This window comes from uncultured Ruegeria sp. (assembly GCF_947497005.1).
In the GTDB taxonomy this organism is placed as follows: domain Bacteria; phylum Pseudomonadota; class Alphaproteobacteria; order Rhodobacterales; family Rhodobacteraceae; genus Ruegeria.
Window position 1 is genome coordinate 411,638 of sequence record NZ_CANMFF010000002.1, and the last position, 16,115, is coordinate 427,752.

Sequence of the window (16,115 nt, forward strand, 5' to 3'; positions counted from 1 at the left end):
GTTATCGGCTAAGCCTTTGCGGCACAAGCGGCTTGCATCTGCGTCACATGCGCCTAACGTGCCGGATGTTATCGAGCAGGGAGTCTGCATGTCCGTAGGCCGCATCATCGAAACGCCGGATTGTGTGGCGGAAGGGGCCGAGTGGCTGGCCCGTGCCTGTCCACGCATGGCGTATGCAATGGAGCAGACTGGCCCCTTGCCGCTGCGCCGTCGTCCGGACGGATTTGCGCAATTGCTGAGCGCTATTGTCAGTCAGCAGGTCAGCGTGGCCTCGGCCAATGCGATCTGGAAACGGCTTCAGGATGCTAAGCTGACGGGTCCGCGCAAAATCATGTGGGCCACGGATGATGATTTGCGGACGGTCGGGTTGAGCCGACAGAAGATCCGATACGCACGGGCTCTGGCCGAAGCTCGAATTGATTACAAAGCCTTGCGCGATGTACCTGATGCAGATGTTGTTGATATACTGACGCAGGTTTCTGGCATCGGTGTCTGGACGGCAGAAATCTATGCCATGTTCTCGCTGGGTCGTGCGGACGTGATCGCTCCCGGTGATCTGGCCCTGCAGGAAGCAGCGCGCGTCCTTTACGATCTGCCTGATCGCCCAACAGACAAAGAACTGCGCAAATTGGCCGAGGCCTGGTCGCCCTGGCGCTCGGTTGCGGCGCGGGTTCTGTGGGCCTATTACCGGGTTGCAAAGAAAAGAGAAGGGATCAGATGACACGGGTTTTGAATGCGCTCCGGAAAGAGCCTTTTTCGGGCGACACGCGCTCGGTTGTGGTGTTCGTTCATGGCTATGGCGCAAATGGTGCTGATTTGCTGGGGTTGGCGGATCCCTTGGGCGAGCATCTGCCCGACACGTTGTTCGTGGCCCCGGACGCGCCCGAGCAGATAGCCGGAATGCCCAATGGGTTTCAATGGTTCCCGATCCCGTGGATCGATGGGTCTTCCGAAGAAGAGGCCCGCCGGGGCATGGAAATGGCGGTCGACGATTTCAACGCTTTTCTTGACGCCCTCATGGTGGATGAAGACGTGTTGCCTGAACAGGTTGTACTGTTTGGGTTCAGCCAGGGCACGATGATGAGCCTGCACGTCGCGCCCCGTCGGGAAGACCCTGTGGCCGGGATTGTCGCCTTTTCGGGGCGTTTGCTGGAACCTGATCTGCTGGCGGATGAAACGGTCAGTCGAATGCCTGTTCTTCTGGTCCATGGCGACGCCGATGACGTTGTTCCGCCGCAGTCTTTGCCCGAAGCTGCCGAAGCCTTGCAAGCCGCTGAATTCAAAGAGGTCTATGCCCATATCATGAAGGGTACCGGCCATGGTATCGCCCCGGATGGGCTGAGCGTTGCGCTGGCCTTCATGCGCGACAAGCTGAGCCTGTAGACATGATCGCAATCCGACCAATGATGCAAGAGGATGTGGCCGATGCGTGCCGCCTCCTGAACCAGATCATTGAGAACGGAGGCACAACCGCGTTCGAGGTTCCCTTCTCGGAGCCTTTGTTCGCGCAAAGTTATCTGGATGGCGCGGACAAGATTTGCTGCCACGTCGCTTTGGATAATCAGGGCGAAGTGGCTGGCTTCCAGTGGTTGGGTACGTATGATGCGTTGCCGGAAGACTGCGCAGACATTGCGACGTTTACACAACGCAACCCCACACTGCGCGGGGCAGGGCGCGCCTTGTTCCAAGAGACCACCAAAGTCGCGAGCGCTATGAGGTTTCGAACAATCAATGCAACGATCCGGGCGGATAACGCCCTTGGGCTGAGCTATTACGACAAGATGGGATTTTGGGACTATTCCGTCTCGTACGGAGAGCCGTTGCACGATGGTACGCCAGTGAACAGGATCACGAAACGGTTTGAATTAAGTCAGTCCCACAAGTGACCTTCGGCGAACTCTACAGAGTTTCCGGCCGGATCGCGAATATACAGGGACCGCGCGCCGCCGGGCCAGTCGAATTCGGCATCTACCGGTATGTTCCAGTCCAACAGGTGTTTGCGCATCACCGCAATTTCATCCCGGGTCAGAACAAGACACACATGTCCGGCGCCACGCGTGCCATGGGGCGGGACCGGCAGATCGGGGTTGGTGGGGGGGTGTTCGGTCTGTTCAGGATTGAAGATCAGCAGAACTGATCCGCCAATACGATAGAACACATGGCGGTCAGCGACACGCTGAATGCGCTCAAGTCCAAGAACCTCACCATAAAACTGTTCCGCCGCGTCCAGATCATCTGAATAAAGCGCTGCTTCCAGAATGGCCGAGGGGGCCGGAATGTCAGGCGTTATCTTCATGAGCCCAGTTTAGCAGATCAGGGCAGGGTGTGTCACCGTCGCGGGCGCCGATCGCGTTTGCGCAGTGGCGCGGCGTTTACGGCAGGCATCGGCAGGCTGCCCCACTGACCCGGTTCCAGGTCATCCAATGTCCAATCGCCGATCTTGTACCTGATAAGACGTAGTGTCGGCAGTCCGACGGCTGCCGTCATCCGGCGCACCTGTCGATTCTTGCCTTCCCGTATTGTCAGTTCAATCCAGCTGTCCGGGACGGTCTGGCGTTCGCGTATCGGCGGTGTGCGGGGCCAAAGCCCCTGCGGTTCTTCGATCAGGCGCGCCTTTGCAGGCCGGGTCAGCCCGTCTTTCATTTCGACCCCGTTTCGCAACGCCTTGAGGGCTGCGTCATCCGGAATACCTTCGACCTGAACCCAATAGGTTTTGGCCGTCTTGTGCTTTGGGTCGGAAATCTGGGCCTGCAGTTGGCCGTTGTCGGTCAATAGCATCAGGCCTTCACTGTCGCGGTCCAGCCGACCAGCGGGATAGACGCCGGGCAAATCAATAAAATCAGACAGTGTACTGCGCGGGGTATCCGCATTGGCGCGGTCCGTGAACTGCGGCAGTACATCATAAGGTTTGTTGAAGCGAATGAACCAGGTCATGACCCGCGCATAGCCCGAAGAACACCCCCTGTGCAAGCTGTGGATAACTGTCATGTGCCTGTTACGGATTCGCTTTACCCAATCTTCGACATATTGTGGAAACTCAGGGCTTGTCAGAGTTTTAACACGATATATAGTTATCAAAAGACTGGGGCGGGTGCTCCCCGCTCTGGTGTCACAAACGGGCAGCTGAGAGCGAGGAGCGATTCTGTGATGGATGGAGACTTCAGAACCGAATTTGTCAGGGAGCCTGGTGCGCTCAAGCATCACCCGGCGTTGGTTTTGAATGCCGATTATCGCCCCTTGTCCTATTACCCTTTGTCCCTGTGGCCCTGGCAAGAGGCGATCAAGGCCGCCTGGTTGGACAGGGTCGATATCGTGGCTGAATATGACGAAGTTGTCAGAAGCCCGAGTACCGAGATCCGAATACCCTCGGTCGTTGTCCTGAAAGACTATGTAAAACCCAGAAAGCGCGTGGCCTTCACGCGCTTTAATTTATTTCTGAGGGATGAATTTCGCTGCCAGTACTGCGGAGGCCGCGGGGATCTGACCTTTGACCACGTGGTTCCACGTGCGGCAGGCGGGGTCACAAGCTGGCAGAATGTCGTGGCGGCGTGCAGTCCCTGTAACCTGCGCAAAGGATCCAAATCGCTGCGTCAGGCGGGCATGTCCTTGCGTAAACCTCCGCGTCAGCCCGACGCCGAGGCATTGAGAAATGTCGGTCGTAAGTTCCCGCCGAACCACTTGCACGAAAGCTGGATCGACTTCCTGTATTGGGATGCGGAACTGGACGAGCTTTAAGCCGCGCGGGTTCTCCACGCAGCCAGCCAGATCAGTACCAGGATCGCCGAGGCGATCGCGTTCCATCCGGCCATCGAGATGCCAAACAGCTCCCATGGGATATCATCGCATCGCACCAAGGGCGCGGACATGATCTGTTCGAATAAATCGTCACTGGACAACCCGCTGATGCTGCCCGATGTGCAGCTGCTGGGACCTTCCCACCAACCTTGTTCAACACCGGCGTGAAAAGCACCGATAACCGAAGTTGCTGCAGCGGCCAACGCGCCCAGCAACGGCAGGAAGCTTAGTCTGGGCAATGACAGCGCCAAGGCACCAATCGCGATGGCCACCGCATGCGGATAGCGCTGCCAGATGCACATCTTACACGGTGCGAGCCCGCCCAGATGTTGAAACCCAAATGCGCCCAACAGCAAAGCAAGGGAACCGATACTCGCCAGAATGATAAGGTGCGAACGTCTCGTCATAAGTATTTCACCACCAGAAATCCGCCGAACAGAAGGATGATGAACAGTGTGAACATCAGGCCCAGGCGTTTTTCAATAAAGTCACGGATCGGTTCGCCAAAACCCCAGAGCAGGCTTGCCACAAGGAAGAACCGCAATGCACGCGCCAGAATCGAAGTTGCGATAAAGGTGCCAATTGGCATGCCGGTCCAGCCGGACATGATGGTGATGACCTTGTAAGGGAAGGGCGTCACACCGGCGGCCAGTACGGCCCAGAACCCGAAATCGTTGAAACGGGTGTTAAACTCTTCCATCGCATGGGCCTTGCCCATGGATTCCAGAATAGGCTGGCCGATGCTTTCATAGAAAAAGGCGCCAATCGCATAGCCTAGCATGCCGCCCAGAACCGAAGCCACCAGCGCAACGGTAGCGATCAACCAGGCGCGCGACGGGCGGGCCAGAATCATCGGGATCATCAGCACATCCGGGGGTATCGGGAAAAACGAGCTTTCGACAAAGGCCACAACGGCCAGCGCCCACAGCGCATGAGGATGTTCCGCCAGACGAATGGTCCAGTCATAAAGTGATCGTAACATAAAGCACTCAAATCCCGTTCTCGGTCTGGAGCCAAGCCAAACCATGCACCTGACGAACCGTCAACCGCCGAGGTGGAAACAAATGGAATATCGGATGCTTTTTGCCTCTGGACCTTCGCGCGGATGAACGCTAATTCGATGTTCGTGGCCCAAGTGGCGGAATGGTAGACGCAGGGGATTCAAAATCCCCCGCCTTCACGGGCGTGAGAGTTCGAGTCTCTCCTTGGGCACCACATTCCGACAAACTCTGTTGCAGCTTATGCGCGCCTATCAGGATGCCGCGCATGTACCGCGATCAAAGTGCTGCCCCGTGCCCTTGACTATCATGTCGTATTTCAGGCTTTCATATTTCACCACAAACGTCACGACGTTCTGGTCCTGCATCAACAGAAAGGTCATCGATTCCCCGGCAGGATGGATCGTGGCTTCACCTTCGACCGAACTTGTCATGATGTATCCTTTGTCAGGGCCTCCCGAGCGCACAAGCGTGACATGTCCTCCGACCACATCCGAAACGCAGTTTACAAAAAACTCGTCCAGTTCCAGCGCAGTCTGCGCGAAAGTGGGTAGGGCCATAGCCGAATAAAGAGCAAGGGAGGAGATTTGTTTCTTGATAATGCTGTAGTCCAAAGTTTGTGTTTCGGAGGTCGTGAAGACAATCCATCAGGATGATGGATCTGGGCCGCAGTATCCACTGACCCACGATGACACCTGCCAGTGCATTGCCCCGGGATTGAGGCCAAGTTTTGCACTTGGAATGGCAGATCGAAATCCAGGCGGTTCCCGGCGAACTGACGGGGAAAGTATGGAATTTACGCTCATATATGCGAATTGACGCAAGTCAGACCGGCGCTGGCCTTGACATTGAGGGTATCTGAATGAAACCTCACAAAGGTTGGGAGAAATTGGAAAAATCAAAGATCTGTAGCCGTTGCGATGCGGGCCGATGTGTAATCTCGGCACGCTTCCCTGAGCAGGGCAATCAATCTGATTTCCAACTGCCATACAAAAAAGTGGGAGTTAACAAATGAAAAACAGCAGCAAATTGAGCGTCGGTGCGTTTGTCACGGCAGCCCTTATGGCTCCGGCGGCATATGCCGAAGAGTTCATCACAATCGGTACTGGCGGTGTAACCGGCGTTTATTATCCGACAGGTGGTGCGATCTGCCGTCTGGTGAACAAAGGCCGCAAAGAGCATGGCGTGCGTTGCTCGGTCGAATCGACCGGTGGTTCGGTCTACAACATCAACACCATCCGCGAAGGCGAGCTGGAGTTTGGCGTGGCGCAGTCCGACTGGCAGTACCACGCCTATAACGGCACCTCGAAATTCGAAGAGACCGGACCTTTCGAGAGCTTGCGCGCGGTGTTCTCGGTACACCCGGAACCCTTCACAGTTGTTGCGCGTGCCGATTCCGGCATCACCAACTTCGAAGACCTGAAGGGCAAGCGAGTCAATATCGGCAACCCCGGTTCTGGTCAGCGCGGTACAATGGAAGTCCTGCTGGGCGAAATGGGCTGGACTACTGACGATTTCGAACTGGCGACCGAGCTGAAAGCGGCCGAACAGTCCGCCGCTCTGTGTGACAATCAGATCGACGCAATGGTTTATACTGTTGGTCACCCGTCGGGTTCGATCCAGGAAGCCACCACAGCGTGTGATTCGGTTCTGGTGAATGTCAGCGGCGATGCAGTCAGCAAGCTGGTTGACGACAACTCGTTCTACCGTACTGCGACCATCCCCGGTGGTATGTATCGCGGTTCGGACGGCGACACCTCGACCTTTGGTGTAGGCGCGACTTTCGTGACATCCGCCGATGTGTCGGATGACGCGGTTTATGCCGTTGTCAGCTCGGTCTTTGAAAATTTCGATGACTTCAAAAAGCTGCACCCGGCATTTGCCAACCTCAAGCCCGAAGAGATGATTGCGGATGGCCTGTCGGCTCCGCTGCATCCAGGTGCCGAGAAGTACTATAAAGAAAAAGGCTGGATTCAGTAAGCCAGACCTGACGCAGGGTGCCCTTGGGCGCCCTGCACAACGCCTGTACCAAGCAGGTGAATTAGAAGGCCGAAAACGGCCGCGACGGGGAGACATTTGATGAATTCCGACACTCAATCCAATCGTCCGCTATCCGAAGAAGAACTTCAGGATCTGGTCGCATCTTCCGACGCAGGAGGGCGCAACCCGGTCGGGAACGTAGGCGTTTTCCTGGCGATCGTCGCAGCGATATGGTCGATTTTTCAGGTTGTTCTGGCATCACCGCTGGCAAATTACGTGCTGCCGGGCAGTGTAGTGAACAACGCGCGCCAATTTCATCTGGCCTTTGCTCTGTTTCTGGCCTTTGCGGCCTATCCGGCCCTGAAATCCAGCCCGCGTGATTATATCCCGGTGCAAGATTGGATCATGGGCTTAGTCGGTGCGTTCGTCGCGCTTTATGGTTATTTTTTCTATGAAAAGATCGTCAACGCGGGCGGTTTGGCGGATGATACGGACAAGTGGGTCGCGTTGCTCGGTTTGCTGCTGTTGTTCGAAGCCGCGCGTCGTGCGCTTGGCCCGGCCATGGCGATCATCGCAACAATCTTTCTGGTTTATGTCTTCTTTGGGTCCTCTGAATGGGTGCCTGAGGTCATCCGCTGGAAAGGCGCAAGCCTGAAAAAAGCCATGAGCCACATGTGGATCACATCTGAGGGCGTGTTCGGTATCGCGTTGGGTGTTTCCACGAAATTCGTGTTCCTGTTCGTGCTTTTTGGCGCGTTGCTGGATAAGGCCGGGGCCGGGAACTACTTTATCAAGATGGCTTTTGGCGCTCTGGGTCACCTGCGCGGTGGTCCGGCCAAGGCGGCCGTTGTGGGTTCTGCTGCAACTGGCCTGATCTCGGGTTCGTCGATCGCCAACGTTGTCACCACCGGAACATTCACCATTCCGCTGATGAAACGGGTAGGTTTCAGCAGTGAACAAGCGGGTTCGGTCGAAGTGGCCTCTTCGGTCAACGGGCAGATCATGCCACCCGTTATGGGCGCTGCTGCGTTCCTGATGGTCGAATACGTGGGCATTTCTTACGTCGAGGTGATTACGCACGCCTTCCTTCCTGCTGCGATTTCCTACATCGCGCTGGTCTATATTGTGCACCTTGAGGCGGTGAAGCGGAATATGCCCACGCTGGGCGACCGCGATGTGCATCTGGCCAGGACTGTTGTGGGTATGCTGGGCTTTTTCCTGGTGTTTGCAGGGCTTTGCTATGGCTCGCAATTCCCCGTGGATGCGGTGACAAGCTTGGTGCCGTCTGCGGCGGGTCTGGTGTTGAGCCTGATTATCTGCGCGGTTTATGTCGCACTGCTGTATCTGGCCGCTCAGGTGCCTGATCTGGAACCGGATGATCCCAACGCAAAAGAAGTCACGCTGCCGGTCATCGCGGATATCTACAAAGCGGGTCTGCATTACCTGCTGCCGATCATCGTTCTGGTCTATTTCCTGATGATCGAGCAGAAATCTCCGGGTCTGTCGGCCTTTTGGGCCACGTCGTTGCTGTTTGTGATCCTGCTGACGCAGAAGCCTCTGAAGGCGATGTTCCGGGGGCAGAGCAACCTTTACAACAGCTTTATCGATGGCGTCGCGGATTTGTTGCAAGGCATGATTGACGGTGCTCGGAACATGATCGGTATCGCGCTTGCCACGGCGACGGCGGGCGTGATTGTGGGCACGGTGACCTTGACGGGTGTCGGGCAGGTTATGGCCGATCTGGTCGAGTTTCTGTCAGGCGGTAATCTGATCCTGATGCTGGTCATGGTTGGGATTCTCAGCCTGATCCTAGGCATGGGCCTGCCAACCACGGCGAACTATATCGTTGTCAGCTCGCTGATGGCCGGAGTGGTTGTTGAACTGGGTGCGCAAAGCGGGCTGATCGTTCCGCTGATCGCGGTCCACTTGTTCGTGTTCTATTTCGGGATCATGGCGGATGTGACGCCGCCTGTTGGCCTGGCCAGTTTCGCCGCTGCAGCCGTCTCTGGCGGGGATGCGATCAAAACCGGGTTTACGGCATTTTTCTACAGCCTGCGGACCGTGGCGCTGCCTTTCGTGTTCATTTTCAACACCGATCTTCTGCTGATCGATGTGACGTGGGTCGAGGGGATCTTAGTCGCCATTTTCGCGACGATAGCGATCCTTGTCTTCACGGCGGGTACCATGGGGTATTTCCTGACCCGCAGCCGCATCTATGAGAGCATTGCTCTGATATTCGTTGCGTTTGCGTTGTTCAGGCCGGACTTTTTCATGGACCGCATTTCGCCTCCATTCCAAACAGTCGATCCGGCCGCGTTTGAAGAGACGATAGGTCAGACCCCGTCAGGTACAGAGGTGCGACTGGTGGTTGCCGGCCCCGATTTCGATACGCTTGAGATGGTAGACACCACAGTGGTGGTCACCGTGGGCGAGGAAGACGGCGGTGCCGCGCGGGTCGAGGCGATGGGCCTTTTATTGATCCCCGAAGACGGTTTGATCAAGCTTGAAGAGCCGCTGTTTGGCGCGCCTGTGGCTGACGATCTGGGCATCTTCGACTATTACGGGGACGAGGCCGTGCGCCTGACCTCAGTCAGCCTGCCGTCCAGCCAGCCGCCCAAGCAGTTGGTTTATATCCCGGCGATGATCCTTCTTGGTCTTATCGCCTTCCTGCAACGCGGCCGTGCCGCCAGACAAGGGGTGCCTGCATGACACGTTCAGTTCTGTGTGCCATTGATATCAGCAATGGTGAGATTGACGTACCAGTCCTGCAAAAAGCCGCTGCTTTGGCGGACTTGGAGGGCGCGCAATTTGACGTTGTGACTGTGCTGCCCGATTTTGGGGAAAGCTGGGTGTCCGGCTTTTTTGAATCGGATTTCCACGAAAAGGCGTTGGAAGAAGCGCAGGCCAAGCTGACGGCGCTGTGCGTCTCGGCCCTGGGTGCTGAGCGAAATGAAACCATCCGCCATGTCGTTGCGACGGGAACAGCCTATCAGGAGATACTGAAAACGGCGGAAGGTGCCGGTAGCGATCTGATTGTGATCGGAGCCCACAAGCCGGACCTAAAGGATTACCTGCTTGGCCCGAATGCCGCGCGCGTGGTGCGGCATTCCAACGTTTCGGTTTACGTGGTGCGCTGACCAAAAAAGCAGCCCACGCATGCAATAATCTTGGAGCCCGGTTGGCGGTCTGTTGCAGTCCGGGCACCAACTTAAACTGGACGACAAGGGCGTCAGTAGCCTGTCATTTCCAGATAACCAACTCCGTCGTGGCTGCCGGTTACTGTGACCGGGCCTTCCCAGTATTCGAAACGGGTCCCCATCCACGCATCGGGCGTTTGGGCCGATACTTCGACATCTATGTCTCGGTCTGCAAGCAAGACGCGCCACTGCGTCGGAACTTCGCGCCCGGCTACTTCATCACTACTGAGCGGTGTCAGCCTGATTGAGCCATTTGGGATGGCCTCAGTGCTGCCGTCTGAATTGATCCAGGTGGCAGACGTGAAATCGCCACGACCCCCACGCAAGCGGAAGGCCATCAGCTTGTCACCATCATCAAAGCTGAGCGAGAACCAATCCCATCCACTTTGGTCTGCTGCAAGCGGTTGCGAGGACCATTCCCGGTCCAGCCAACCCTGGCCAGTTACTTGCACATCGCCGTCTCGCAGCTGCAACACGCCTTGGACTGAATAAAACGGCTGAGAGTAATAGAAACTGGCCTGCCCATCGGCAGATTTGACAGAATAACCAGCGTCGCCGTGAAACACCAAAGGCCCCTGCGCCGCCAGTGAAAGCTCATAGCCGAAATCGTTGCCATTCGCTGTCAGGGTCAGGGTGTCCATATCCGCCCCAGCCATACGCCATTCGTCAATCCAGGCCTCAAAGGGCTGGGCTGTCACACCCGCCTGTCCGATGCCTCCGCGCGATAACCGTTCTGCAAAGAAATGACCTGTCGGCGTGGTCGCAGCAGCGTGACCCATCCAGATTTGCGGACTTTGCCAGCCTTCCGCTTCAAACGGTTTCAGCGCTGATCGGAACAACGTCCACTGAATGCCATAGTCGCGCCCTTTATCATCTGTGAGGTTCGCTGTGAGGTACCACCACTCAATCCGGAATCCGGGATGCGGCCCGTGGTCCTTTGGAAAGTCGAACGCATACCCTGCCTGCGGAATGTCGAACCCTTCGGCCGAGCCACCCAGACCCGCGAATCCCTGTGCCCATCCCTGTATTGGGCACAGCATCAAAAGCGATACCAACAAAGTTCTAACGTTCATTGGCAAACACTCTCAACAAGTCGGCAGGTGGAAGACGAAGCATGCGCAAAGCGGGCAATGCGGCGGCGATCAGAGCGGCCAGAAGGGTCAGCAGGGCCAGCCAAAGCCAGTCCCATGGGAACAGGAACATCGGCAGCCGCCAACCAAAGGCCTGCACGTTGATCACTGCGAGCAGTACCCAGGCCAAAACAAGCCCGAGTGGCAGCGCCAGACAGGCGGTTAATACGGCAAGTAAAACGCTGCGCAACAGCTCAAGCCGCGCCAGTTGCGCCCGGTTCAAACCCAGTGCCCAGACCGGGGCAATTTGCGGCAAACGCTGTGTCCATAAGGTCAGCAGGCTGGTGAGAATGGCAAAACCTGCGACCCCCAAGGTCAGGACATTCAATGCGGAGGTCACAACAAAAGTCTTTTCGAAAACCGCCAGAGATTGCGCTTTCATCGCTGCTTGTTGCACGACTGCGCGTGGCGGCAGGTCAAACCGATCCCGTAAGGCCTGTGCCATCCCGGACGCGTTCTCAGGGGCCAAACGGATGCCAAACCGCCGCGCCTCGGTCCCCGGCGCGATGAGGTCCAGTTGCTCCATTGACACGATGGCCTGCCCGGTTGGGTTTCCATAGTCGGAATAGACCCCTGCGATGGGCAAAATGTGGACGGGGGTCAGCGTTAAGTCGTCACCGGGCCAAAGGTTTGCGCGTCGTGCCAGTTGTTCGTTGATCAGGACGGCTTCTCCGGCCACGACGTTGTCCCAGACATTCGGAGTCGAGGATATCAATGGCCAGTGCTGCCGATAGACCGGGTCGTCCACGACGCCGTACAGAAACAACGGTCCCGTCTTGTGCGACAATTCAACGTTGCGGATCGGCAGAATGGCGACGACCTGCGGGTGCAGCCAGTTGGTGATCTCGCGCCCTTGGTCTTCGTCTTGTGCAGTCAGATACAGCTCTGAGGTCAGACGCTGATCCAGCCAACCAACAAAGGTCAGCCGAAAGCTGGAGACCATCGTGCTGACGCCGACATTGGCAGCCAGCGCCAGCAACAGTGCCATCAATGCAAGCGACAGCCCGGGCAACTGGGCCCGCATATCCGCCCAGACCCATTGAGCAACAGGTCCAGTCGCCGTGCGGGAAAGGGCAGTGAGCGCACCAGACAGAAGTGTTGGCAGCACTAGCGCAGCTCCGGTCAGCAAACCTGCCAGCAGAAGGAACCCGGCGATCAGGCCTCCGACACTGAGATAAGCCAGCGCACCACCAAGGATCATGCTTATCCCAACAACAGCCGCCAGCCCCCGGGCTTTGATGTTGCCTTGCCATGTCTGAACACCGGGACCTGCCAACAATGGCATACGTGCCAATCGCCACAGCGCGTGACCACTGGCGGCCAAAGTACCAAGAACAGCCATGGCAACACCTGCCAGAATCCACTGCAGCTGTAACGTCAGTTGTCCGGTCACCGGTGCACCGTATAAGCCACGCAATGTGGCAGCGACGTCGGGCAGTAAGGCACCAGCCAGGAAGAAACCCAGAATGAGCCCCATGATACCTCCGATCAGGGCCAGCAGGGTCAACTCAGTCAGGATTAACCAGACAAGTCGCTGCATGGGCACGCCAAGCGCGCGCAACGTTCGGATCATGCCCCTGCGTTGGGCAAATGCCAGCCCTACCGTGCCGTTCACGATGAACAGGCCGACGGCAAATGACAGAAGCCCAAAGGCGGACAGGTTAAGATGGAAGCTGTCAGTGAGTTGCGCCGTATCGATCTGTGAAGACGTGCTGACGCGTACCAGTTCGGGCGCGATTTGGGGCAGGGGCGGTAGGTTTCGCGGTTGATTTGGCAGCACAATAAGCCTGGAAACCATACCTTGTTGGTTCAGAAGGTCTTCGGCAACACCGATATCCGTCAGGATGAGATCGGGTGGAAGAGCTGATGTGACCAGGACAGGCGGCAGATTATCTTGATTGCGCAGCAGCGGCGCCAACTCTGCGGAAGCCAGCAGACGCCCCGGTGCGGTCAGCACATCGGCAGGATCGGGAGGGGTTGCACTTTGCTCGGTCTCGGTCATGGCGGGCAGGGTCGGGTAGGCCACCATATCGACACCCATAACTCGCAGCGTTCGACCTGAAATCCGGTAAGGGCCTTCCAGCACCGCCGCAACCTGCCAGCCTGCCCGGCGCAATTCGATATAACGGCCAAGCGGTATGGGGCCAGAGGGATCGCGCAGTTCGTCAAATTGACCAAGCGCAAGTTGAGCATTGGCGCGCGCGTAGCTGGCACGCGCTTCGGCGTTGATGGCCTGAACAGCGGACCAGAGGCCGGTGGCCAGTGCGATGCCAATCAGCAGCGTTGCAAGTTGCAGCCAATGCGCGCGCCAATGCGACAGCAGAGCCTGAACGATAGCCAACGTCATTGAATACGCCCGCCACTCAGCTTCACCTGTCGGTCAAGCCGCGCAGCGATCTGTTGTGAATGTGTAACCAAAAGCAGTGCAGCACCGGTTTCTGCGACCAGCGACAACATCAGATCCAGTACATTGGCGCTGGCGGTTTCGTCCAGATTTCCCGTGGGTTCATCTGCCAGCAGCAGCTTCGGGCGCGCGGCCATGGCCCGGCCGATTGCGACCCTCTGCTGTTGTCCGCCTGACAGACTTTCGGGATAGCGGTCCAACAATTCGGAAAGGCCCAACCGTTCCGTCAGATGCGCGCTCCACCGGGCATCCTCAGCACCGGCAAGCCGGGCGTGAAAAGAAAGGTTTTGTGCAACGGTCAGTGATGGGATCAGGTTGAATTGCTGAAACACGAGCGAGACTTGCCTGCGCCGCAAACTGGCGCGCCCAGCATCGTCCAAAGGTGACAACGGTGTGCCATTCAATGTGATTTCGCCGCCGTCGAAACTGTCCAATGCAGCGGCAAGGTTCAGCAACGTACTTTTGCCACTGCCGCTTTCTCCGGTCAGGGCCAGCGTCTGCCCGTGATCAAGGGTCAGCGACACGTCGCGCAGAACGGGCCGCCCTCCGGGATAGGTTTTCTGAACACGGTCGATGGTCACCAGCATGATCTGCCCTTTTTTAAGATCAGGATGTGCAATGGATTTCCAAACTGTCCAGTGCAGACCTGCATCCGGTTCCATTCGCCGCAGGCAAGAACCCGTGGTGTCGGGCTTGTGCCTTGTATCCCGAAAGGTCATTCTGCACCGAAGATCCCTTGCTGTAATTCAGGATGAAAAACATGACGTTGCTGCATCAGATCATTTGGGGAAGTACCTTTTTAGGTCTTTGCTTTGTGATCGAGATCCTCTTTCTGACCTGGTGCACGATGGTCATCATCAAACTGGAAGGAAAATGGTCTCAAAAGGGGGTTTTCGTTGCAACGGCCGGGCCGATCGCCATAGCATTGGTGTTCATCATCGCGATACATACCATTCAGGTTTGGATCTGGGCCATTGTCTGGGTGTTGCTTGAGGTTCTGCCGGACTGGAACTCGGCCATCTACTTTTCGCTGGTGACGTTCACGACTCTCGGCTACGGCGACATTGTTCTTGGCGAAGGGCTGCGCATTTTTGGATCTTTTGCCTCGGTCACGGGCCTCTTGGCATTTGGATTGTCGACGGCCTATCTGGTGGCGCTGATGACCCGTGTTTTTCAGGAAAATTTCTTTTCCTAGAGGATCGGGGCAAACAGCCGTGCCAACGGCGCACCAAATCGGATATGCGCAGGCTGTTGAGATAACGTGCGTGTCAACTCATAGCTCGCCTCGAAATCCGTTCGCAGCATTTGATCTACCGCCAGCGCAGCACGAGAGTCAAAAAACAGTGCCATCGCCTCAAAGTTCAGCCGGAAGGATCGGTTGTCCAGATTGGTCGTGCCGACGGCGGCCAGAGTGTCATCAACCACAAGTACTTTTTGATGCATGAAACCGTCCGTATAACGGAACACGCGCGCGCCGCAGTCACGGATCTCGTCGAAATAGGCAAAAGCGGCCAGCCACGGCAAGCGGTGATCAATCACGTCCGGAACGAGGATACGCACATCCACGCCACGCATCGCCGCGTGTTGCAGTGCGGTCATGACATCGATGTCGGGAACAAAATAGGGCGATGCAATCCACAACCGCTCTTTCGCCTCGGCAATTGCCGAAAAGAACATCATGGCACCGGTTTCCGTTTCATCGCCGGGGCCTGTTGCCACCAATAGGGCATTCATGTCCTGCTCGGATACGCTGCCCGCCCAATCAAGATCATCAATCAGGTCTTCGTCACGAGCCCAGTGCCAGTCTTCCGTGAAGATGAGTTGCAATTGCCTGACGATATGACCCGTCATCCTGATATGCGTGTCTCGCCAATGGCCGAAATGCGGGTCTTCGCCCAGATATTCAACACCTACGTTGTGACCACCGATAAAGCCTGTTTCGCCGTCGATAATGACGGTCTTGCGGTGGTTCCGATAATTCAGTTGAAACCTGAAATTGGGGCCGCGTTGCTGGCGCGGGTCGGCCACGTCGATTCCAGCATCGCGCATTGTGTCGAGATAGGTGTTTGGCAAGCCATAGCTTCCGACGGCATCGGTCATGAAACGGACATGCACACCACGTTTCGCAGCCTCTATCAGTTTGGTTTGCAGCTTACGTCCCAACGCATCGTCTCTGATGATGTAGAACTGGATCAGGATATAGTTCTTGGCCTTGTCCAAGGCTTCAAAAATGGCATCGAATGTCGCCTGACCATCGACCAGAAGCTGAGCGCCATTGCCACTTGAAATCGGAAGATGGGCCAAAAACTCAAACGGTCGTGGATTGATCGACATCTTGGACGGGTCAGGTCTGGAATAATCAGCAAAGGTCTTGATCCCCTCGACGACCCGTTCACTTTGCTGGCGTGCAATACGATAGCCGCGAAACCGATGATGCCCCAGAAACAGGTATAACGGCACAGCAAAGAATGGGGCTGACACCAGAAAGACCACCCAGCCAACGGCCCCTTGCGGCGTCCGCGCAGTTTGCGCGGCGCGGACTGAAAACACGATGGCCGTCGCGTACAACGTGAAAACAAAGATGGAAACAAGCACTGTCCACATGGCGTCT

17 protein-coding genes and 1 tRNA gene are annotated in these 16,115 nt (G+C 56.8%); 9 read left to right on the plus strand and 9 right to left on the minus strand.

From position 1 onward, the window contains the following. Positions 1–88 precede the first annotated feature (88 nt). The 3 genes from Q0816_RS04450 to Q0816_RS04460 are packed head-to-tail and all read left to right on the plus strand — an operon-like array spanning position 89 to position 1,886. Positions 89–721: a DNA-3-methyladenine glycosylase 2 family protein gene (locus Q0816_RS04450; RefSeq protein ID WP_298848167.1), complete on the plus strand. Its 633-nt coding sequence runs from the start codon at positions 89–91 to the stop codon at positions 719–721. Continuing rightward, positions 718–1,383 (plus strand): alpha/beta fold hydrolase, encoded by a 666-nt coding sequence (locus tag Q0816_RS04455; protein WP_298848046.1) that lies wholly within the window; start codon positions 718–720, stop codon positions 1,381–1,383. Before Q0816_RS04450 ends, Q0816_RS04455 begins: the two co-directional genes overlap by 4 nt. Before the next feature lie 2 nt (positions 1,384–1,385). Continuing rightward, complete coding sequence (locus tag Q0816_RS04460) at positions 1,386–1,886, plus strand: GNAT family N-acetyltransferase (protein ID WP_298848048.1); 501 nt, start codon at positions 1,386–1,388, stop codon at positions 1,884–1,886. Here Q0816_RS04460 and Q0816_RS04465 read toward each other — a convergent pair. After that, positions 1,871–2,296, minus strand: a complete 426-nt coding sequence (locus tag Q0816_RS04465) for a VOC family protein (RefSeq protein WP_298848050.1) — start codon at positions 2,294–2,296, stop codon at positions 1,871–1,873. The genes Q0816_RS04460 and Q0816_RS04465 overlap by 16 nt on opposite strands. Positions 2,297–2,328: 32 nt before the next feature. Beyond that, the gene (locus Q0816_RS04470) at positions 2,329–2,934 is read right to left on the minus strand and encodes an rRNA large subunit pseudouridine synthase E (RefSeq protein WP_298848052.1); all 606 of its coding nucleotides are present in this window, start codon (positions 2,932–2,934) and stop codon (positions 2,329–2,331) included. 213 nt (positions 2,935–3,147) lie between these two features. Here Q0816_RS04470 and Q0816_RS04475 point away from each other — a divergent pair, with 213 nt between their 5' ends. After that, entirely contained in the window at positions 3,148–3,735 is a 588-nt protein-coding gene (locus Q0816_RS04475) for an HNH endonuclease (protein ID WP_298848055.1), read from the plus strand. Here the strand turns inward: Q0816_RS04475 and Q0816_RS04480 are convergent. Together Q0816_RS04480 and Q0816_RS04485 are read right to left on the minus strand one after the other, a co-directional pair. After that, on the minus strand, positions 3,732–4,202 hold the full coding sequence (locus Q0816_RS04480) for a disulfide bond formation protein B (protein ID WP_298848057.1): 471 nt from the start codon (positions 4,200–4,202) through the stop codon (positions 3,732–3,734). The genes Q0816_RS04475 and Q0816_RS04480 overlap by 4 nt on opposite strands. Then, positions 4,199–4,777, minus strand: coding sequence for a YqaA family protein (locus Q0816_RS04485; RefSeq protein ID WP_298848058.1), 579 nt, complete (start codon positions 4,775–4,777; stop codon positions 4,199–4,201). Before Q0816_RS04485 ends, Q0816_RS04480 begins: the two co-directional genes overlap by 4 nt. Before the next feature lie 147 nt (positions 4,778–4,924). On the opposite strand from Q0816_RS04485, the gene Q0816_RS04490 reads away from it, so the two are divergent. Beyond that, positions 4,925–5,010, plus strand: a tRNA-Leu gene (locus tag Q0816_RS04490). Between the two features lie 37 nt (positions 5,011–5,047). Here the strand turns inward: Q0816_RS04490 and Q0816_RS04495 are convergent. Next, positions 5,048–5,407, minus strand: coding sequence for a hypothetical protein (locus Q0816_RS04495; RefSeq protein ID WP_298848060.1), 360 nt, complete (start codon positions 5,405–5,407; stop codon positions 5,048–5,050). 397 nt (positions 5,408–5,804) lie between these two features. Here Q0816_RS04495 and Q0816_RS04500 point away from each other — a divergent pair, with 397 nt between their 5' ends. The 3 genes from Q0816_RS04500 to Q0816_RS04510 all read left to right on the plus strand — a co-directional run bounded on the left by Q0816_RS04500 (position 5,805) and on the right by Q0816_RS04510 (position 9,910). Next, entirely contained in the window at positions 5,805–6,773 is a 969-nt protein-coding gene (locus tag Q0816_RS04500; RefSeq protein ID WP_298848061.1) for a TAXI family TRAP transporter solute-binding subunit, read from the plus strand. 99 nt (positions 6,774–6,872) lie between these two features. Further along, complete coding sequence (locus Q0816_RS04505; RefSeq protein WP_298848063.1) at positions 6,873–9,482, plus strand: TRAP transporter permease; 2,610 nt, start codon at positions 6,873–6,875, stop codon at positions 9,480–9,482. Beyond that, positions 9,479–9,910, plus strand: a complete 432-nt coding sequence (locus Q0816_RS04510; protein WP_298848065.1) for a universal stress protein — start codon at positions 9,479–9,481, stop codon at positions 9,908–9,910. Before Q0816_RS04505 ends, Q0816_RS04510 begins: the two co-directional genes overlap by 4 nt. A gap of 92 nt (positions 9,911–10,002) precedes the next feature. On the opposite strand, the gene Q0816_RS04515 is transcribed toward Q0816_RS04510, so the two are convergent. From Q0816_RS04515 to Q0816_RS04525, 3 genes are read right to left on the minus strand one after another with little or no spacing between them, the layout of a single operon-like run. Then, a complete protein-coding gene (locus tag Q0816_RS04515; RefSeq protein WP_298848067.1) occupies positions 10,003–11,043 on the minus strand; it encodes a lipocalin-like domain-containing protein in 1,041 nt (346 codons plus the stop codon). Further along, positions 11,033–13,447, minus strand: a complete 2,415-nt coding sequence (locus Q0816_RS04520) for an ABC transporter permease (RefSeq protein WP_298848068.1) — start codon at positions 13,445–13,447, stop codon at positions 11,033–11,035. Before Q0816_RS04520 ends, Q0816_RS04515 begins: the two co-directional genes overlap by 11 nt. Beyond that, the gene (locus Q0816_RS04525; protein WP_298848169.1) at positions 13,444–14,091 is read right to left on the minus strand and encodes an ABC transporter ATP-binding protein; all 648 of its coding nucleotides are present in this window, start codon (positions 14,089–14,091) and stop codon (positions 13,444–13,446) included. The genes Q0816_RS04520 and Q0816_RS04525 overlap by 4 nt, the downstream gene beginning before the upstream one ends. A gap of 173 nt (positions 14,092–14,264) precedes the next feature. Between Q0816_RS04525 and Q0816_RS04530 the strand changes: the two genes are divergently transcribed. Beyond that, on the plus strand, positions 14,265–14,699 hold the full coding sequence (locus Q0816_RS04530; RefSeq protein WP_298848070.1) for an ion channel: 435 nt from the start codon (positions 14,265–14,267) through the stop codon (positions 14,697–14,699). Here Q0816_RS04530 and cls read toward each other — a convergent pair. After that, positions 14,696–16,108 (minus strand): cardiolipin synthase, encoded by a 1,413-nt coding sequence (cls, locus tag Q0816_RS04535; RefSeq protein WP_298848071.1) that lies wholly within the window; start codon positions 16,106–16,108, stop codon positions 14,696–14,698. The two genes, Q0816_RS04530 and cls, sit on opposite strands and share 4 nt — an antisense overlap. Positions 16,109–16,115 lie beyond the last annotated feature (7 nt).